The 18548-nt window shown below is 37.1% G+C and carries 16 protein-coding genes; 10 read left to right on the top strand and 6 right to left on the bottom strand.

The window, feature by feature from the left end:
• Positions 1–174 precede the first annotated feature (174 nt).
• Positions 175–2136 (bottom strand): alpha-amylase family protein, encoded by a 1962-nt coding sequence (locus tag B9A18_RS03560; RefSeq protein ID WP_159452597.1) that lies wholly within the window; start codon positions 2134–2136, stop codon positions 175–177.
• Positions 2137–2458: 322 nt separating this feature from the next.
• Positions 2459–4258 carry an alpha-L-fucosidase gene (locus B9A18_RS03555; RefSeq protein ID WP_084287275.1) on the bottom strand — a complete coding sequence of 600 codons (1800 nt, stop codon included), beginning with the start codon at positions 4256–4258 and terminating at the stop codon, positions 2459–2461.
• 264 nt (positions 4259–4522) lie between these two features.
• Here B9A18_RS03555 and B9A18_RS03550 point away from each other — a divergent pair, with 264 nt between their 5' ends.
• Positions 4523–5851 carry a serine hydrolase domain-containing protein gene (locus B9A18_RS03550; RefSeq protein WP_084287274.1) on the top strand — a complete coding sequence of 443 codons (1329 nt, stop codon included), beginning with the start codon at positions 4523–4525 and terminating at the stop codon, positions 5849–5851.
• Positions 5852–5957: 106 nt separating this feature from the next.
• Here the strand turns inward: B9A18_RS03550 and B9A18_RS03545 are convergent, their stop codons facing one another.
• The gene (locus B9A18_RS03545) at positions 5958–6332 is read right to left on the bottom strand and encodes a hypothetical protein (RefSeq protein ID WP_084287273.1); all 375 of its coding nucleotides are present in this window, start codon (positions 6330–6332) and stop codon (positions 5958–5960) included.
• Between the two features lie 47 nt (positions 6333–6379).
• On the opposite strand from B9A18_RS03545, the gene B9A18_RS03540 reads away from it, so the two are divergent.
• Positions 6380–6685, top strand: a complete 306-nt coding sequence (locus B9A18_RS03540) for a TlpA family protein disulfide reductase (RefSeq protein ID WP_084287272.1) — start codon at positions 6380–6382, stop codon at positions 6683–6685.
• A 29-nt stretch (positions 6686–6714) separates the two neighbouring features.
• On the opposite strand, the gene B9A18_RS03535 is transcribed toward B9A18_RS03540, so the two are convergent.
• Positions 6715–7014, bottom strand: a complete 300-nt coding sequence (locus tag B9A18_RS03535) for an RpnC/YadD family protein (protein ID WP_144009385.1) — start codon at positions 7012–7014, stop codon at positions 6715–6717.
• Between the two features lie 440 nt (positions 7015–7454).
• Here B9A18_RS03535 and B9A18_RS03530 point away from each other — a divergent pair, with 440 nt between their 5' ends.
• From B9A18_RS03530 to B9A18_RS03510, 4 genes are all read left to right on the top strand, one after another.
• Positions 7455–8243: a hypothetical protein gene (locus tag B9A18_RS03530; RefSeq protein WP_144009384.1), complete on the top strand. Its 789-nt coding sequence runs from the start codon at positions 7455–7457 to the stop codon at positions 8241–8243.
• 11 nt (positions 8244–8254) lie between these two features.
• Positions 8255–9112 carry a hypothetical protein gene (locus tag B9A18_RS03525; protein WP_084287269.1) on the top strand — a complete coding sequence of 286 codons (858 nt, stop codon included), beginning with the start codon at positions 8255–8257 and terminating at the stop codon, positions 9110–9112.
• Between the two features lie 79 nt (positions 9113–9191).
• Positions 9192–10010, top strand: a complete 819-nt coding sequence (locus B9A18_RS03520) for a BRO family protein (protein WP_084287268.1) — start codon at positions 9192–9194, stop codon at positions 10008–10010.
• 319 nt (positions 10011–10329) lie between these two features.
• Entirely contained in the window at positions 10330–10899 is a 570-nt protein-coding gene (locus B9A18_RS03510; RefSeq protein ID WP_084287267.1) for a hypothetical protein, read from the top strand.
• A gap of 336 nt (positions 10900–11235) precedes the next feature.
• Here the strand turns inward: B9A18_RS03510 and B9A18_RS03505 are convergent, their stop codons facing one another.
• Positions 11236–12009: a hypothetical protein gene (locus B9A18_RS03505; protein ID WP_084287266.1), complete on the bottom strand. Its 774-nt coding sequence runs from the start codon at positions 12007–12009 to the stop codon at positions 11236–11238.
• 642 nt (positions 12010–12651) lie between these two features.
• On the opposite strand from B9A18_RS03505, the gene B9A18_RS03500 reads away from it, so the two are divergent.
• The 3 genes from B9A18_RS03500 to B9A18_RS03490 are packed head-to-tail and all read left to right on the top strand — an operon-like array spanning position 12652 to position 17768.
• Entirely contained in the window at positions 12652–14403 is a 1752-nt protein-coding gene (locus B9A18_RS03500; RefSeq protein WP_084287265.1) for a WG repeat-containing protein, read from the top strand.
• Positions 14404–14450: 47 nt separating this feature from the next.
• Entirely contained in the window at positions 14451–16829 is a 2379-nt protein-coding gene (locus tag B9A18_RS03495; protein ID WP_084287264.1) for a tetratricopeptide repeat protein, read from the top strand.
• A gap of 48 nt (positions 16830–16877) precedes the next feature.
• Complete coding sequence (locus B9A18_RS03490) at positions 16878–17768, top strand: HlyD family secretion protein (RefSeq protein WP_084287263.1); 891 nt, start codon at positions 16878–16880, stop codon at positions 17766–17768.
• 34 nt (positions 17769–17802) lie between these two features.
• On the opposite strand, the gene B9A18_RS03485 is transcribed toward B9A18_RS03490, so the two are convergent.
• Entirely contained in the window at positions 17803–18036 is a 234-nt protein-coding gene (locus B9A18_RS03485; RefSeq protein WP_200816300.1) for a nuclear transport factor 2 family protein, read from the bottom strand.
• 45 nt (positions 18037–18081) lie between these two features.
• Between B9A18_RS03485 and B9A18_RS25130 the strand changes: the two genes are divergently transcribed.
• Positions 18082–18548 (top strand): hypothetical protein (locus tag B9A18_RS25130; RefSeq protein WP_159452596.1); only part of this gene is annotated, 467 nt, incomplete at its 3' end.

Raw genomic sequence — 18548 nt, 5'->3', positions numbered from 1 at the left:
GAATAAAATACGGTTGAGCCCTAGACATGTACTAACCTAACAAAATATAATTCCAACAACATCCCTCTGAAAAAGACCAATATTAAAAAGAGTATACTACAGAAAATGTTTTTTTTATCTGTCGATGTTACAAGATAAGTATCATTAGTCGTTAAATGGCTGTTTCCTTGTTTCTTAAACTACATCATATTTTAAAAATAAAAAATCAGCTGGATGCTTGATTGAAAAACTAACATTCCCCTTAGAATCTACTTTTTTCAGAGTTTTTTCCCCTGTTTGCAAATTGGTTATTTTGATACTTTTACCAGATAAAAATTTCAAGGATACCGTTTTAACAAGTTCGGCACTGTGTATTTCCCTGAATAGTAATAAATAATTGTCCTTGGTCCCCTGCTCACTGACCATTTGGAATCCTGACCAACCTGCATTATTTGGCTTATCCCCTATGGGGAATGTATAGCTAGTAAACATTTTTTCTCTATGGACCTTATATAAAGCGATTATTTTTTTCAATTCTTCACGTCCCTGAGGATCAAGGTACTGTCCGCTTTGAAAAAAGCAGGGTACAAAAGGCAGTCCCATAGCAAAAGAATAAGCATGGCTATATTGCGGTGCATCACTACGTTCTGCATTAGCACGCTTCGGATTTTGCAACAATACCTGCAGTTTATTACTATTGAAATACTTTGTCATCATCCAATGCTGGCGCAATACCTGGTAGGGCACCATGGTTAAATGCGCGGGCAAGCTTTCTTGTATGTTCTGAAAATAAATACTGCCATATTCCTTACAATAATACCAGCCATAACGCGGATCATCATATTCTGGACAAAATGAAAATTGGGTCTTCATTGGTGCATATTTCATCACATTCCTGTATTTTTTTATTCTATCCTCATAATCCTTGCGTGTATGCAACTGGTCAAAGTCTACTTTCCAGGAAATGAATCCCAGTTCATCAATATTTTTCTTCATTTCCTCATCCGTGCAGTATTTTGCAGTTACCCATAATCCGAAGCGAAGATTATATTTATCAGCTTCCCGTTTGAGGGTTTTCCAGCCATCTTTGTAACGAGGTTCAAAATCCCTGGCGTCGCTAAAACGTCCACCTTTTTGCCATCCATCGTCAATCTGCATGACCTCTACACCCAGATCGGCTAACGCAGGAATTTCTTTCATTAAATAATCCTGTTCCGTAAATCTCGCGCCATCCGGATCAGCAGGACCCCATGTATTGCTGAGGATGAACATATCTCTTTCAGGGAAAACAGGATACCGTGTGCGATCAAACTTTTTCAAAGCTAGCTGCATACCATCATTACCACCACTCCATAAAATGGTCCAGGTAGCCCAAGACTCCCGAAAACGATCAGACACAATTTCATCAACATCTAATCCCCAACCGGTTACTTGCAATCCACCCGGACCTGAATAAAAACTCCCGGTGAGATGGGCCTGTTGATTTACAGCTTTTGGTGATTCCTTAACTATCGTGACTCCTTCATTTCCTTTCTTATATTCAACACTTAAACCACTAGCCCAGTTATTATCCTCAGGCAAAAACAAAGGATAACCTGTTACCACTTTTTCTTCCAACATGTCACGACTAGGGTCATGTCTTCCACCTGGATTATTGTAATATCCCCAATAGCGACGTTGGTTTTCCAGATTAAAATTCAAAGGAAGATAATCGCAACGCGCCCCGGGTAACTCCATTTTATACCCATAACTGTCTACCTTTTCCTCCTCAACTCTGATCCCTTTGGCAACAAATCCCTCCATTGCTTTAATACGCAGCTGCGTACGGATCCCCACGGCGTCAGGATATACCCACACTACATGTTGTACCAATAATTTCGATTCAGGATATTTTATAGTTGATATAATTTGAAGAAACTTATTGCTGAAACCTTCATCATTTTCTTGCGAGACAGCGACACTTACCAACTCGGCTTTTGAAGAATCAGTAATAGCACCTGGAAGGCTCCAGTCACTTTTCATTTTTGGGCTGATTTGCGCATACTCCTTTTTACGTTGTATATCTTTAAGACTAATAGTTTGTAATCCCCGGCCTGTCCATTTCCATGCGCGTTCCAATTTACCGGTGGAAGCAACAATTTGATTTTGTTTCAGCACAACCTTGGCTGATTTAAATTGATAAACGGAATCATGGAGCGTTCGATCTCGATTATTTTCCTTTTTTGCCAAAGCGGACGCAAATGCGATTATAATCAGTGACAATGTGATTACATATTTCATATAATTCAAATATTTCTATTTTTTACGAGTCAGCCCTTGCATGTCAAACGTTCTTAGTATAAAAACTTAAAAACACTTCTAAAATTAGGATACCTTGAGCCAAAAAAGATAGACAATACAATCTATAAGATGGATTATTCTGCCCAGTCCAAAACCTTGGCAAGGAATTATTACAATGGTTTATTCATTTGTCCTCAATTTACTCAACTTTTTTAAGCCTTATTGCAGATAGACTAGCCTTCTGTCCATCTCCCTCTACCAGAGATACAGATATTTTATATTTTCCCGGATGTTCAAACTTCATCCATCCCATAGGATACCAGGTATACACAGAAGAAGAGTTTTGTTGATTTTGAACAATTCCTCCTTCATTATTTTCAACCTTCCAGACTATACGCCCTAAACCAGTATAATTTAGTTCAGTTTGATAATAACCAGGCTGCAGCACTTCCAGGTCCCATTCCAGTTTACTGTCTGTTGCCCAATTGGTCACTTGGGTAATATGCTTCCACTCACCAAATTTCTCCATCCAGGACTTACCGGCTTTCTCACAATTTATTGCCTTAGCAAAATCAGCATAGATCACAGTTTCCATTTTTGGATCTACACTTTGTATTGAATTTGCCTTTGGGCTACCCTTAACCGTTATTTCAACAACTGAAACCAAAGTTTCTGGCGCCTTTACAGGTATAGCTAGATCCAACCATCCATTCTTTTTGGTGAATTTTAACGCCTCACGTTTTTTATTGTTTACTAATTTCACAGAAGTTATTTCAGACAACAATCCCGGAAGGTATAAATGTCCGGTTGTCGGCCATTCGTACACCAGCAGGGAGATTTTGTTTCCCTGTACAGTAGCATCACCCCAAGGCAAAGTATGTTTCCAAGGAGACGCTTTCGCCGCATATAATGTTTGCGGATATTTCTTTATCCAGTTACCAGAATTACGTAATGCAAGAGCCGCCTGCTCAGGAATAGTACCATCTGGTTTTGGCCCAACATTAAGCATATAAGTTCCTCCCCTAGCTACAGTAGAAAGCGTTCTGGTTAAAAGTTCTTTAGCGCTTTTCCAATTCTGATCGTACCAGGCATATCCCCATGCATCATTGGTTACATCCACGGATTCCCATAAGCCCTCTACATTTTGTTTAGGCACTTCCATATCACCCAGTGTAGAATAATCACCCAGATTATGGCCAACACGACCAGATACATAAGCTCCAGGCTGATTTTTATGAACTAAGGCCACCAGTTGTTCTGCATATTTCTTATCCATTCCTCCTGGGGTATCGAACCAAACCAGTTCTATTGGGCCATAATCTGTAGTAATCTGCTGAACCTGAGGATAACACTTCTCTTTAAAATAATCATCAAATATCTTCTTATTTCCCTGTTCATCTTTCTCAGGTCCACCATTACCACCTGGTGCCGTCCAGTCCTGATTCTGAGAATAATAGAAACCAAAGCCAAGTCCAGCATCCTTGCAAGCTTTAGCCAGTTCAATCATCGGGTCTCTCTTAAAAGGAGTGGCATCAACGATATTAAATTTATTGTCTTTGGAATGAAACATGGCAAATCCATCATGGTGCTTACTGGTAACCACTATATATTTCATACCTGCATCCTTAGCTAGCTGTACGATTGCTTTTGCGTTAAAGTTTACAGGATTAAAATCTTTAGCTACTGGCAAATAATCCTGAGCAGAAATATTTGCCATATTGCTGTTCATTAACCATTCGCCAATACCATAATAGGTTTTCCCTTTCCATTTATTACTTAACTGAGAAAATAAACCCCAGTGAATAAACATAGCATATTTACCATCTCTAAACAGCCTACCTCTTGTTGTATTTGTTTCGCTATTTGAATTTGCTTTACCATCCCACATTTCATTCATTTTTTTCTTACCGGATTCCTGAGCAAGGTTAATTCCGTTAGAAAAAAAGAATAAGATAATGGTTAATCCGACAGACAATTTTATCTTTATTTTGTGTTTCATGATTCCGTTTAATATTCTATGATTTATTGCATTTAATTCTTGTTTAATCTAGCCCGATATGATCTAATCTAGGTTTATGACTAGACATCTACAGGGATTTAATTATTACTAAATCTAGAACATATGTTAGACAATACCGCAGGTGAATGTCATTTTAAATAGCATAATCAGAATATAGTATGGTTAGTTATTAGGCATGATAGCTTTTCAATATTTAATACTCATTTATTTCTTTATATTTAGTACAATTAACGCAATTATAACATGAGAATAACCTTCACATTATTACTCTTTCTATTTATCCTTAGAGCTCCAGCCCAGGATATCAATACCGCAAAGCTAGACAGCTTTTTTAATGCATTAGGCGATCACAATAAAAGCATGGGAAGCTTCGCAGTTGCTAAAAACGGAAAACTTGTTTACCAAAGATCTTTGGGATATAAATCCTTACGTCCAGATACTATTCGTGCGTCTTCCGCTACACAATATAGAATAGGATCAATCACTAAGGTTTTCACTGCTACAATGATCTTTCAGCTGATAGATGAGGGCAAGTTATCATTGGATACCAAACTGTCGAAATATTTTCCTCGGATGCCCAACGCTGAGAAAATAACCGTTTTAGATTTGCTGTCGCATACCAGTGGCTTGATGGATTATGTAAATGATGTGACCAACAAAGGTTGGATTACTAACCCACATCCCAAAGCTGAACTTTTGGACACCATTGCCAAAAGAAATGCACATTTCGACCCCGGTACCAAGCAACAATACAGTAATTCCGGATATCTGTTAATGGCATATATTCTCGAAGAGATAACAGGAAAACCATACAGTAGGTTACTGGAAGTCCGGGTTTTAAAAAAAATAGGCCTCAAAAATACGTCTTCTGGAATACCTAATAATAGCGGAAAAACAGAGGCTAGACCCTACGCGATGATCAGCAATTGGACCGATAGAAAAGATATTTACTTCCCAAATGTGATTGGTGTGGGAGATATTTTGTCCACACCTGCGGATCTGCTTACGTTTATGAACGCGCTGTCTTCAGGTAAACTTGTTAGCCCAAAGAGTTACGCTCAAATGAGTGCGTTTAAGGATCAAAATCAGTTTGCAATGGGGTTATTAAGGGTTCCTTTCTATGATCAAACTGGCTTAGGCCACAATGGGGGAACTTATGGCAGTTACAGCGTGCTTTATAGTTTTAAAGAAAGCGGTATCTCAATTGCATCTTGCATAAACGGACTGAATTATCCATTAAATGATATAAGTGTCGCGTTATTGAGCATCAGCAATGGTAAATCATTTCAAATTCCCTCATTTAAAGAAGTTGTCTTAAAGAAGGAAGAGCTGGATTCCTATCTCGGAATTTATGCAAGCACAACAATGCCGATTAAAATAACTTTTACCAAAAATGGCACCTCCCTCGTTGCCCAGGCCACTGGTCAGGCAGCATTTCCTCTCGAAGCTGTAGCAAAAGATAAGTTTAAGTTCGATGGTGCGGGGATTGTAATAGAATTTAATGCGGAAAAGCAAGAAATGGCCTTAAAGCAAGGTGGACAGATGACCCTTTTCACCAAAGAAAAGAAATAGGCTTTTGTAAATCTAACGAGGCGGGGGGCTGATGGTTTTAGTATATATTTTGAAATTTCCACAAATGCATCCATAATTCCTGTAATTTCAAATGCTACTTCGCTCACTAAAATTCTTCGAAACTGTCTCTTTCCCTAATCTCCTCTCCTGTTAAAATAACCTGAAGTGTGTGTTTATCAATAGCGAAGTTCACATTTATAAAATTATCTAATTCTGTTTCTGTTAGTTCGCATCCGCTAAATTCTGTGGCATTGTAGTTTATTTTTAATGTACCTTGAAGTTCACTCCCAAAGGCAAGATCGATTATTTTAAATACGGATACTTTATATGTGCCAGGCAGGTAATTGTCGATAAGGTAACTAATTTCAGTTTTGTGGTTACTTAAATCCTCTTGCAGTATTTTTGGCGCATTAGAGGGTTGATCAACAATAGCTTGAATGATGTTATCTGATATGGAGAGTTTTTCTTCTGGAATCTTCATGAGTACTAAGTTAATAAACTAATTGCTTTGAAAAAACACAGATCATTTTGAAAACTAATTATTTAGTTTTGCCCAACTTGATCGAGGCAAAAAAAATGTATAAAGAAAAAGGATTTGAGGTAATGACGGTATCACTAGATCGTCAAGATGATCTCGGACGTTGGAAAGGTATGGTCGCTGCACTTAAGATGGATTCGTTCGTTAATACAAATGACGAGGGAAAACGCCTGGCCACAAGTTTAAACATCAAACAAATTCCAGTGAATTATTTAGTGGATTCGAATGGTAAAATCATAGCCCATAACCTCAGAGGCAGCGCCCTAGAGAAGAAACTGGCTGAGCTGCTTAACTGAGATTTACCCTGCTCAGGGAGCCCCACCTTCTATAGAGACTGGATTTCTTCAATTGACAACTTAGTATACTTAATGATTTTTTCAAGGGGTTCCTCTTCGGCTAGCATCTCACGAGCAATATCAAGCGCCTCGTCGTGACGTCCCTTAGAAATTCCCTTGGCAATTCCCTTGGCTTCTCCTATTTGAATCCCTTCGGCTTCTCTTTTTTGTAATAGATATTCTTCAGTTCCCATAGGTGTTGTTCTTCCTAATAGTTGTTCAATTTCTTTATCAAATGTAATCATCATATTAGGGTTTTCAAAATTCACGTAATACTTCATAAAATTCATAATAGCCTTATGTTTAACACGATCTATATTTCGCATTCTGCCATTTGGGTGCCAATCTCCGATGAAGCACCAATGGCCTATAAACTGGCTGTATATGCCCGGAATAAAATGTTCTTGAACTGTTCGGAATTTCCGAACAGTTCAATCTTTTATCAATTCTTTTGATTAAAAGATATGTTTACTGATATTAGCCTTACTAGATTGAAATAACTCTACAATTTGATTTTGATTAAGCCAAACAGTATAAGACAACCCGGGAATATCTTTGGCCACCATTTTACCATACCCCGCATTGAGCCCGCCTATACCCCGCATGCACTCCGCCTTTAACTATTATTACCCGGGATAACTGCATTAATCTGGCACTCTAATTGCGCATAGTTATACTATCCTGGTCGATGCAAAGCCAGGCATTTGTTAAACCTCAAATCAATGTAATTATGGCTAGAGTTAATGGAAAATTTATTACAGGCAAAATTGGTCCTACGGTATACAAGAAATACCGAAATAAACAGGTTATTCAAAAAAAACCTGTTTTTACACCTTCCAGTTATACTGAGCCCAGCAAAATCGCAGCCAAAATTTTCGGAAAAGCCAGTACGCTAGCCATGACCTTGAGGAATAATCTTAATCCTATTACTACCGATTTTACCGATGGCGAAATGGTAAATCGTTTAAATTCTGAAGTAGTACACATTCTAAATCAGTGTAAAAATATAGATAAAGGCATTTTCGATTTCCGCAGCGATAGTTTTGACAGGCTAAATGGTTTTGAATTCAATCAACATTCACTGGTAAGAAATATTTTTCATGTACGTCCGGAATTAGAGGTGACGGGGAACAAATTAAAGATCAGTATACCAGAAATGCGACTCCCACAGGAGCTTAACTTTCCAAAAGAAATCAGACATTGTATGTTGAGCTTTGGGCTTGGCATTTTCGATCTGACAAATGGACAGCATTATTTCAATCCTGTTCAAACAACAGAAATAGAATACAAATATCAAGCAGACGTTATAGCTCCACAACAATTTGAATTTAAGATTGAACCAGGCTGTCTTTGTGTTACTGTAATTTCCTTGCAGTTTTTGAGGAATACCTTTGCAGGAAAAATGTTTTACAATACAGTCGATTTTAACCCAGTAGCAATACTAAAAGCTTTTATATCAGACGGCGAGGCTGCTAAGACCAAAACAATAAACTGGCAAAAAATGGATTTCAATGCATAACTAAAACTGCTATGAGATATCATTTAGACCCTAGTTTTAACGTAGTGAACAAGAACCGCTATGCAAACCTGATTAAATATTTATTCGAATATTACGATCAATTTGTTGCCGAAGTGCTAGGCAATAATTTTGAGCAGTCTGTATACCGCGATTTAATATACCCTTCAGCGAGATATGAGTATTGGATATACAGGCGAAACCGTGCCTATGATTATAAAGAGGCCAGAAGGTTTGGTAGGTCCTATAAAATGAAAGAGTTGATTTCTTTTGAGAACTTCGAAAGAAATTTCAAACCTCCCGTAGTAGACGCTGACTTGTCCTGTTTACGGCTTTTTATCCATGGCCTGGTTCAAATCATTGCTCATAACTCTATTGTACATGACCAGAATAACAGGTGTTTTAAACTGGCAACAAATGGGAATGAGCTTTTTAAATCGGTGATATCCAGCATTATTACCGAACGTTTTCCAAACATCGGTCAAATAAGCAATGAGAGTCCCTTTGATTGTTTCGCTTATAAGACTACAACTTCGGTTAACACACCAGAATTTATACCAGTATATACATTTATTTTTAAACTCCTGAAGAAGAAAAAGCTTGATTTTAGGTATGGAACAATCTCCTCCGAAATATTTTCAAAATTAATGGAGAAGATAACGGAAGTTTCGGCAGAAACAGAGATCAAGAATATACTTAACAGCGCGCCAAGTACGTTGGATGATGACGATACTGAAAGAGCAATTTATAATCGGGAAGAATCGGAAAAACATACTGCGATAAAACAAATGCTGGATACGATGAACTTACCTGATATCGTGGAAGCATATTTTAACGCTTACGGGAAATTACCAGCCAATTATCTCGATTAGTGTCTATGAGCGTATATTACCTAAAACTTGTGGATGCTGGGTTTAAAGTTGCTTATCTTAGCTCTTAATGTTTTATTAAATGGATATCAAATTATTTGAAAGCAAACGAATTCGTTCTGAATGGAGCGAAACTGAGCAGAAATGGTATTTTTCCGTACAAGATGTGGTTGCAATACTTACCGATAGCACAGATGTAAAACAATATATCAAGAAGATGCTGAGTAGGGATGAACAGCTTAAAAGTAACTGGGGTACAACTTGTACCCTGGTTGAAATGCTAGCCGCTGACGGTAAAAAAAGAAAAATTCAGGCTTCTGACACAAAAGGCTTATTACGAATTATCCAATCAGTTCCCTCGACTAAGGCTGAACCATTTAAGTTATGGCTTGCCCAGGTTGGCTCTGATAGACTAGATGAAATAGAAAACCCGGAACTTGCCCAAGCTAGAATGCGCGATATTTACCGAGCCAAAGGATATAGCGAAGGCTGGATTGATAAGCGGGTAAGAGGAATCGCTGTAAGGGATGAGCTGACAGGAGAATGGAAAAATCATGGGGTTAAAGAAGGAATTGAATATAGCATATTAACAGCTGAGATTAGTAAGGCTACATTTGGCGTGACACCTTCGGAACATAAAAATTTTAAAGGACTTGAAAAACAAAACCTTCGTGATCATATGAGTGATCTGGAACTAATATTTTCTATGCTGGGAGAAGCATCTACTACGGAGATTATTAAAGCTCAAAATCCTATTGGGCTTATGGAAAATAAAAAGGTTGCGAAGCGTGGTGGCGACATTGCAGGTATTGCAAGAAAGGAACTGGAACAGACGACGGGTAAGAAAGTTGTTAATACAGGGAATTACCTGGGCTTAAAAGAAAAGAAGAAATTGAAGTAATTCTTTTGTAAATCTAATGATTCCATTTTATTTACTGTTGATTTTTTTGATTCTTTGGCATTACAAAGACAAAGTTTTACCTGCGATTCAAAATTTTATTAGCGGTACAACAACGAGATTTAAGTACCCCTTTTGGGCATATTTACTTTTACCTGTTTTTGGCTTATTTCTTGAATTAGTAGGTGGAATTCCTATTGCCTTGGTTAACCTAATTAAGCAACTAATTAAATAACATCTGTGCTGCATTCTAGCTTTTGGTGGTCATATTGGTTCTAGCACTGGTAAGAATTTATGCATATCACAAACCACATCTATTTTAATGAACACACACTCTTATCAAAATCTAGTTATTCAAATATTCGACGATTCAACTTATGAATATGGATCATCAGACAATAAATTCAATTATTCAAAGATTTATTCCAATTGCGAAGAACATTATCAGCCATCATCAAAACACGGTGTAAAAATATATTGTGATGAAGAAGAAATAAACGACTGTATTGTCCTTAGCACTGGAGGAAGTACAGGTATTTCATCAAACTCATCTCTGATAGATAATGATCAATTATTAATCTGTTGCGCTGATACAGTTTTCTACTTAAAGCTCCCTAGCCTTGACTTAATATGGAGCATTCAAGCTGATCAGGCTACGTGTTTTCAAATTCACAAACTTCAAGATGATTTTATAATTCACGGAGAGATTTTGGTCACCCGTATCAGCAAAGACGGGCTTATAAAATGGCAATTTGGTGGTTCTGATATTTTCGTATCATTTGGTGGCGATGAAGCATTTAAATTAAATACAGATCACATAGCTCTGACAGACTTTTGCAACGTAAAATATAAAGTAGACTTTAATGGCAAAGCTATTAACTTAGCAAGATGAGCGGGTAGAAACGACCAGCTATTTCACTGATCAGGTACACTTATTACATCCTTGTATTCTTGGTATGACATATTATCAATTCGACTGGAGGTATTACAGCTTTAATCACTACAAATCCTGGCAGCAAAGAAATCGCAGTAACATTTATTATTTGTATTGGGTATCCTTTATTGACATTAATTGAACTACACTTTGTCAATTCAAGAATAGCAAGAGCTATTGAAAAGTATGGAAATTAAGCCGAATTTCACTGACATTCATGGATGTAATTCTTTCATAAAATGTGTGATTCATGCAGATTCTTTCAATACGAAGCAACTAAGTAGGATAAGGACATTAAAGCGGTATAAATCCATCGTTTGGCCCATTCTCGCCCAATCCCACATAGGAATAATGCCGGGGCAAAAACCAACCTAAGTGCTGCATAACACTTCTGAAGATATCCTCATTTTCGAAATCAGCCGGGGTTAAATTAAAAACCAGATCCTGAGAAATTTCGCCGGAATCAGTCGAACTTCTTGACATCAGTAGTACTTTTGGTGACTTAATTCCATTAGTGATCAGGAATTCACGTAATATAGTCCTGGTCATTGCAGGTAAGATCAATTCGGAAGGCTGACCAACTAAAGCTTTCTCATCCTTAAGGATCGTCTCATCTTCCCTTGCCGTTGAAAAGAGTGTTGGTCCTGTCGTATAAAATGAACCATTCAAATGCAGGTTCAGAATATCGCCATAAGACAATACCCAGTCAGGTTGCCCTGCATCAGGATTGATAACGACCCCATAACCGGATTCCAGCAGGAAATCATCTTTCATCCGTTCAATTACGTAACACTGAAAACTCTCGTTCGGCCTGGGCATAAGCAATTGGACGTACGGAAAACCATCCGGACCGGTAATCACCTGGGGATCACCACATCGAAAACTGGCCTGTACTATATTATTCAGGAAGCTTTGCTGCCACTGCACATCCCGTTGCTCATGGGGGACTTTAATCAGTTCAAAAATTAACTGTGTTTTTTCCAGATTCCCCAGATAAGGCTGCTTTGTCTGGGCAGGAGAAACGGGTTCAGCTTGCTGTTTTTTTCGGAAGAGGTCAAATATTCCCATATATTGTAGATGTATAGATTAAAAAAAGTCGATAGGATCTAGTTCGAATACTTACTATTCACTTAATTTACTTGATTTTGCCATTACAACCTCAGTGCAAATCTGATTTTTAAACCATATCTCGACCAAGCAATCGCTTAATTTCCAATTACCGGCCTCAATACCATAATCAAAACTCCCAAAGTTTTTTGGTAAGCCGATCATCTGTTCAATTTCTGATAAAGAAAGGCCTTTAAAAAGGATCTTATTGTTTCAATCTTTTTCAGTAAGCCTGGGAAATCTATTGTTCTTATGTTGAAAACCATGATGATCAAAACTACAAAATGGTTTTATTATTTGCTAAAACCTTAAGTTTCCAGCCATTCTTCGATTTACGCTTATTATTCTACAATAATGAAAGTTAAAAATTTGTTCATTACTAAGTACCTGTTTACACCCCTGTATTTTTGGAAATGTTATTTGTTGGCTATATCATTGGGCCTAGTGCTTCTTCTTATTTGGGCTATTTTTAAACGATATCGAAACATAAGGTAGTCTGTATGCTTTGTTGTGACTTGATTTGGGATAATATTCGGCTTCTGGTGGAAACCATGGAGCCTAAATGGCACAATTTTTAATGACTATCCAAAAGAAAATCTGAAAATGTCACACCGAGTCTATATTTATAATGTCAGTGTGCCTGAAGAAGTCAGGCAATCCAATTGTATGTTAACAGAATGGGGCTATGATGTCCCATTATTACTGCAGCCTTTATTAATTGCTAATGGATTTGTGTCCGGTAATATTTACAACACGCATACAGATCCTGAAAACTACGGACTTTATTATAATGCCCGGGAAGGGATAAATAATCTCAAACTCTTTTACGAATTTTTAGAGCGGCATCAAGATGAAATGATTGATGATATCGAAAAGTATCAATTAGCGAAACAATCCCTGTTTGAATTTTTAGATAAACTGAAACAGCCGTATTTTCATGTTGATGCCTGGGATGTGTTCAATATGTCGGATCAGGGGCACCAGCAGCAAGCTAATGAGCTTTTAAAAAGCATTGCCATTAATAATGTCGTTATAAACAGGGCTATTGAAAACGATGATGTTTCACTATTGGATATTTCTTTATTTCATAGGGAGTCTGTTCTTGGCTTTAGTGATTTTAAGTCCTTGTTGAACTATCCTGATTATGATTATGGTTTAAAACACATCTTCGAGTTGGAAGTGGATGCCTATGATCAGGCTACTGAAGAAGTGGAACATTTTGAACAGGGCGGGTTTTGGGGTTTAAAAAATGCTGAAGGGAAAGTGCTGGTTGAACCTATTTATGATGAGTTTTATGGTTTTGCAGGGGAAGATCTAGCTGTTATACTTAAAGGTGAAAAATATGGATTCATCCATAAGTCAGGAAAAGTTCATATTAGTCCTGTGTACCAGGATGCCTTTGATTTCGAAGGGGGAAGAGCGGTTGTTAAGCGGGGCGGGAAATATGGGCTTATAAATGTTCAGAATGCCGTCACTGCCCCCTTTGAATTTGATGAGGTAATATCGTTGGATGATGAAGGCAATTTTACAGCACGGAAAGATGATAAATGGGGAGTGATAGATAGTGAAGGTGAAACGATCCTGAAATTTGACTTTGAACAGTGCTTTGAGGAGGGTAATGGTTATTATTATTCAGTTATAGCCGGAAAAGGAAAGCGGATCATCTTTAACAGGCATTTCAAATATATAGGGGAGTTCCCGGTCTCTGCCATAGAAGACCTCGGGGATGGCTATCTCCTGGTTAACCCACATAAGGACTCAAATCAGTTAATGTTGTTTGGCAGGGATGGTGCAATGCTTGAAAAAGGTTTCGAAAAGATCGTCAGGCAAACGAATTTTCCAAATGCACTCATTTTAAGAAAAGAAAAAAAATATGGTGCATTAGGCTTGCAACAACAAAGAGTTATTTTACCCTATGAGTATGATGCGCTTACAGATCTGCTGGCTTATAGAAATCAGAAAACAACTGATTTTATTTTAGCCCAAAAAGGAGATCAGAAAGGCATTTTTGATGGTAACGCCGCGCATCCAAACTGGCTTATTCCGCTTGATGATTATGAGGATATTATTTGGTTGCATGAGGACTGCTTCGCTATGCAGAAGACAGGGAAATGGGGAATTTCCAACATATCTGACAACTGGTTTTCAGATTATGAATTTGATGCCGTAACGAGAAAAATGGCAGTGTATGGCTTTGCCTATGCATTTAAAGGACCGCAGGTATTTGTTGTAGACAAGAATGAGATTTATCCGGCGGATAAAGAAATGGTCAGCGAGGATGTCCAGGACAAATACAGTGATTATTATTTTGATGCAGAAATAATGATCCGGTTAAAAGCATATCTCAAGAGCTAAAACACTTAAAATATTTTTGTACTTCCTATACCTATAAATGCACATCAATGAAAAAGTTTTCAAACGAACTTAACCACATCATAGAATTATACAACACACTTGATTTTTCAAATGAAGACGATTTGTTATCAGCTATTGAAAACAAAAACACCTGTGAAAAGATTCTAACGATAGTTCAAACCATACTAAGCAAAGAACCACATCATTTTGATGCCTTATTATGGCGTATAAGGATAAAGAATAGCCCTGTTTTTAACGATGTATTAGGCATACAAGATGATTGTAGCCTTATACTAAATACGAGTAGTGATATAGCCGGTAGACTTCAGGCGTATGATTGGTTGATTTATGTATATCTGGAAAAACTATCGTTAAATGATCTTGCAATTGGAGCCTTGCAAGATAAACTAATTGATGTTGCTGGCATACAAAACAATCGTCCTTTACAAGATCAGGCTTTTGGTGAGACTTATTACCGATTGGCTTATCTCCATCAAGAAAAAGGAGAAGAAACCAAAGCCATTGAATATTACCTGAAATCGTTTAACCATGCACCAAAAATGATGTCCAGAAATTATGAGGGTGGGATGCTTTTACTGGAATTAGAAAGATTTGACGAGGCGGAGCAATTATTGTCGGCGCATTTTGAGTTAGCAGATCCTGTTGAGTGTAAAGACTATGCAGAAAAGATAGAAGTGTTATTTAATAAAGGGAAATTAAATAAGCATTGGAATTTGTTCAATTTATTTTATCCCACAGCTTTTGATATGCCAACAGAATTTGGGTACAAAAACCGTCAGGAGGTAGTTTCGAAATATCTACCTATTATTATTAGTGAAACTGAAAAAAATCCAAAAAATGCCATAGCCTGGAGGATGTTGAGTAACAACTATTACTTCAATGATAAGAATGCAAAAAAAGGTTTCGATAATTTGACCAAATATTATAATATAGTTGAGGAGATAAAAGATTTAGCAATTGAAAGATATTATGATACTGCTGAATACCTAAATGTCGATTTACGAAGTATCGATTTTCCAATTTATCCTGATGGTGCAATTTGCTATCATATCCTAACTTCCTATCTGGAAAAAGGCAATGAGGCACAAGGGAAGAATGATCATTATTCGGCCCAAATGTATTATGAAACGGCAAAAAAATATGGTTTAGCCGGCTACCACGCATTTGATACTTACTTTAACAGTAGTAAGGGCTTATCGATCAACAATGAACCACACACTTTTGCAATGCTTTGCAATAATCTGGGTATTGTAATTAAGCAAGTATCCTGGTATCAGCATAAGAGCTATCTTAATGACGAGTGTAAATTCGCCTCGGATATACATTGGCAGGGTTATCAGGTTTCTCCTTTTTGGGAAAACTTAGATAATGGGATGGAAATTTCCTGGAGAAATGAAAGTGCCCTGAATCTGGAGAAATTCTGCCTGGAAGTACTTTCTAATTTCGATGATTACAAAAGCATACTGGAAGCTGAAAAATGGTACCAGGTAATGTTTTACCTGATAACTGCTTACCGACAATTAGAAAAATATGAGGAGGCAAAACAAATCTATGAACAAACTATACAAAAATTTGAAGAAAACGGAGATGAACATAAAACAATTGTAAGTATAGTTCTGGATACGGCTATTGTATTTTTCAATTTTTTAATGGCTAAGGGCATGCACAATCAAAGTATAAGCTATGTAAGTAACTTATTTAGCAATCCGGTTTACCAGAAAATGCAAAGTGAAAAAGCAGAGAGTTTTAATAATTATTTTATGGCTCATGCCCATATGGGGTTAAACGATAAAAATGAGGCTCAAAGGTATTTTAAACTAATTGCCGAGAAATTTGCAAACACTCAGTTAGACTATATACGCGATGTAGTTAACGATGCTAAAAGTAATTTGAATGCTATAAATGCGGGACAGAACTTCGATGAAATCGTTGTTTCACTTTATAAAACTCAGCCTAAACGACTTTTTGATTATCCTTTAAAAGCAAAAGAAGAAAATACTAAATATTTAAAGCAGATTTTAAATTTAGTAACCAGTAATAAAATGCCTTCGTCGTCTGCATGGGTAGAGAAAGACCTGTACATTGGTTTTGAGCTTAGAACAAAAAGAACTGAGATTGAAGAAATATACGATTCGTTTTTTTACATCCATTTAAAATCTGAAGACCTGGGTATAAGGTACGAGCTTGTAGAATGGAAAGATGTAGAAAGTGGATTTTTAGGTTTATCAAAAAAGATAGTGGAACGCAGTGCTTTTTATGTATGTTTCTATACAGCCTATAATTCGAATGCTTCTGATACACGAACAGAATTTGAAATGTCATCAGAACACTTGCAGCAAAAGGCTCAATATTTATGGAAAGAGTGGATAAATAAACTGCATTATTATGAGGTCAACACTAAATAAACTGTATCTCTAAGTTAACTTTACTATATCTACTACTGAAAAATGCAAATGAAAAACATTGCTACTTTAATTGTCCTGGTGTTGGTGTTTGGGCTGACAAAAGCCCAATCTAACCGGGAAGATATAGAAATCCGGTGGCCGAAAGCTGAGGGTTGGGAGTTTGATGAGAAATTGTCTGTCCAGACTGATTTTTCTCGTCGTCATTATAAGTGGGATGTTAAGGACGATAGAAAGGATAGCTGGCAAAAAGTGGTGATGATATTAAATGATGACATCACCGAATACACTAAGCCTTTGGACAGTATTGATGTGTCCCACGATTTATTAAAGGACAAAGGCATTCTTTATACACTTCTGGGGGAAAATAAAATCAAGCCTAATCCCTATAGACTGATCAGTTTGGAAAACCGAACGCTGAAATCTGAGCAGACACCTGTTTCTACGCTTATTTACATTATTGATGGCAAAACTTGTAGACATATGGTGCTTGTTTCCATGAAAACAAAGAAATTTCCGGCTAGTTTTTTGAAACAATGGTCTGAGATTTTGTTAAGCAGCCAGATCATTCCATCAAGAGATGGAAATTTTGAACTTACGGATGATGCATATCTTGACAATAAAAAAGTGAATGGGGTCAGTGAATTTTGTGTTACTGCCAGTTTTAAATCAAATCAGGTTGGGCATTTGCTTAATGGCCAATCCGCTAAAATTGTTGTGGACGATTTTCCTGAACTTAGTCTTTCGGGTAAAGTATCGGAGATCAGTAATGTAAAAAATGCATTCCCTTTAAGTTCTCCCAGTAGCCAAAGCGGAAATGATGTGAAAAGGGTTGAAAGATTTACAGTGACCATTACAGTCGAACTTCCACCAGCGGATAAGGATAAGTTTAAAGATCGCATGAATTGTACAGTTAGGGTGTCCACAGCTCCTAAAAAATGAATTTTGTAGTTCAGGACAATTTTATAAGCCAGATTTAAAAAATAGCTATTCCGCTTCCGCCTACTAATTTAATCCCATCACCGAATTTTTTCCAAAACCTGATATAGCGATAGTTGGCTTCAAACGGTACGTCATTAAACTTTCCGTTCAATTTCATTGTCAATGTGATCACGGCCATATCATCGATAATATTTAGGTTTTCAATTTCTGGTAGAAGTTCGTCAACCTTTAATGCACCATCGCGATAAGTATCCAGATTCCTAAGCAACCACCTGAAGACAAATAATTTCCCGGTATTTTTTTATCTTACACTATGAGAAAGCTACTACTTTTATTTACCATTAGTCTGATGTCTTTTATTTTAAAGGCCGAGGAAGCAACGGTAAAGATTAAAGTTCTAAATGCTGGTGATCAGAAGGTGATCATCAAACATCCGATTGATGCTGCATGGTTTCCCGTTGCGGTTGATGAGCAGAGTTTAGGCGCCGACAGTACAGTTACCTATAAATTTCCCGTTAATAAAACGTCCTGGTTGCGCATCAATGGATACTTTTTCATTATTGAGCCTGGAATTACCAATATTTTGTTTGATTATGGCAAAAAGGATGCTTTAAGCTACACAGACCGCAATATGGACGGCATCATCCTATTCTCAAAACGGGATAATCAATTTTATCAGTATAAAGCAAGGGATTACTATAAAAACGATAGCAGCGCTGTTAATTTACTAAAACGTATTAAAGAAAATAAAGAAGCAGAATTAAAAGCGTATGCTGATTT

Source organism: Pedobacter nyackensis (assembly GCF_900176505.1).
Classification (GTDB): Bacteria; Bacteroidota; Bacteroidia; order Sphingobacteriales; family Sphingobacteriaceae; genus Pedobacter; species Pedobacter nyackensis.
The sequence above is the reverse complement of the archived record's forward strand: the minus strand, read 5'-3'. Positions and strand labels throughout refer to the sequence as shown.

Excerpts from the sequence above, each read along its gene's own strand:
- B9A18_RS03555 (WP_084287275.1), bottom strand. The coding sequence starts at position 4,258 with ATGAAACACAAAATAAAGATAAAATTGTCTGTCGGATTAACCATTATC.
- B9A18_RS03550 (WP_084287274.1), top strand. The coding sequence starts at position 4,523 with ATGAGAATAACCTTCACATTATTACTCTTTCTATTTATCCTTAGAGCT.
- B9A18_RS03545 (WP_084287273.1), bottom strand. The coding sequence starts at position 6,332 with ATGAAGATTCCAGAAGAAAAACTCTCCATATCAGATAACATCATTCAA.
- B9A18_RS03535 (WP_144009385.1), bottom strand. The coding sequence starts at position 7,014 with ATGAATTTTATGAAGTATTACGTGAATTTTGAAAACCCTAATATGATG.
- B9A18_RS03530 (WP_144009384.1), top strand. The coding sequence starts at position 7,455 with ATGGCTAGAGTTAATGGAAAATTTATTACAGGCAAAATTGGTCCTACG.
- B9A18_RS03525 (WP_084287269.1), top strand. The coding sequence starts at position 8,255 with ATGAGATATCATTTAGACCCTAGTTTTAACGTAGTGAACAAGAACCGC.
- B9A18_RS03520 (WP_084287268.1), top strand. The coding sequence starts at position 9,192 with ATGGATATCAAATTATTTGAAAGCAAACGAATTCGTTCTGAATGGAGC.
- B9A18_RS03510 (WP_084287267.1), top strand. The coding sequence starts at position 10,330 with ATGAACACACACTCTTATCAAAATCTAGTTATTCAAATATTCGACGAT.
- B9A18_RS03505 (WP_084287266.1), bottom strand. The coding sequence starts at position 12,009 with ATGGGAATATTTGACCTCTTCCGAAAAAAACAGCAAGCTGAACCCGTT.
- B9A18_RS03500 (WP_084287265.1), top strand. The coding sequence starts at position 12,652 with ATGTCACACCGAGTCTATATTTATAATGTCAGTGTGCCTGAAGAAGTC.
- B9A18_RS03495 (WP_084287264.1), top strand. The coding sequence starts at position 14,451 with ATGAAAAAGTTTTCAAACGAACTTAACCACATCATAGAATTATACAAC.
- B9A18_RS03490 (WP_084287263.1), top strand. The coding sequence starts at position 16,878 with ATGAAAAACATTGCTACTTTAATTGTCCTGGTGTTGGTGTTTGGGCTG.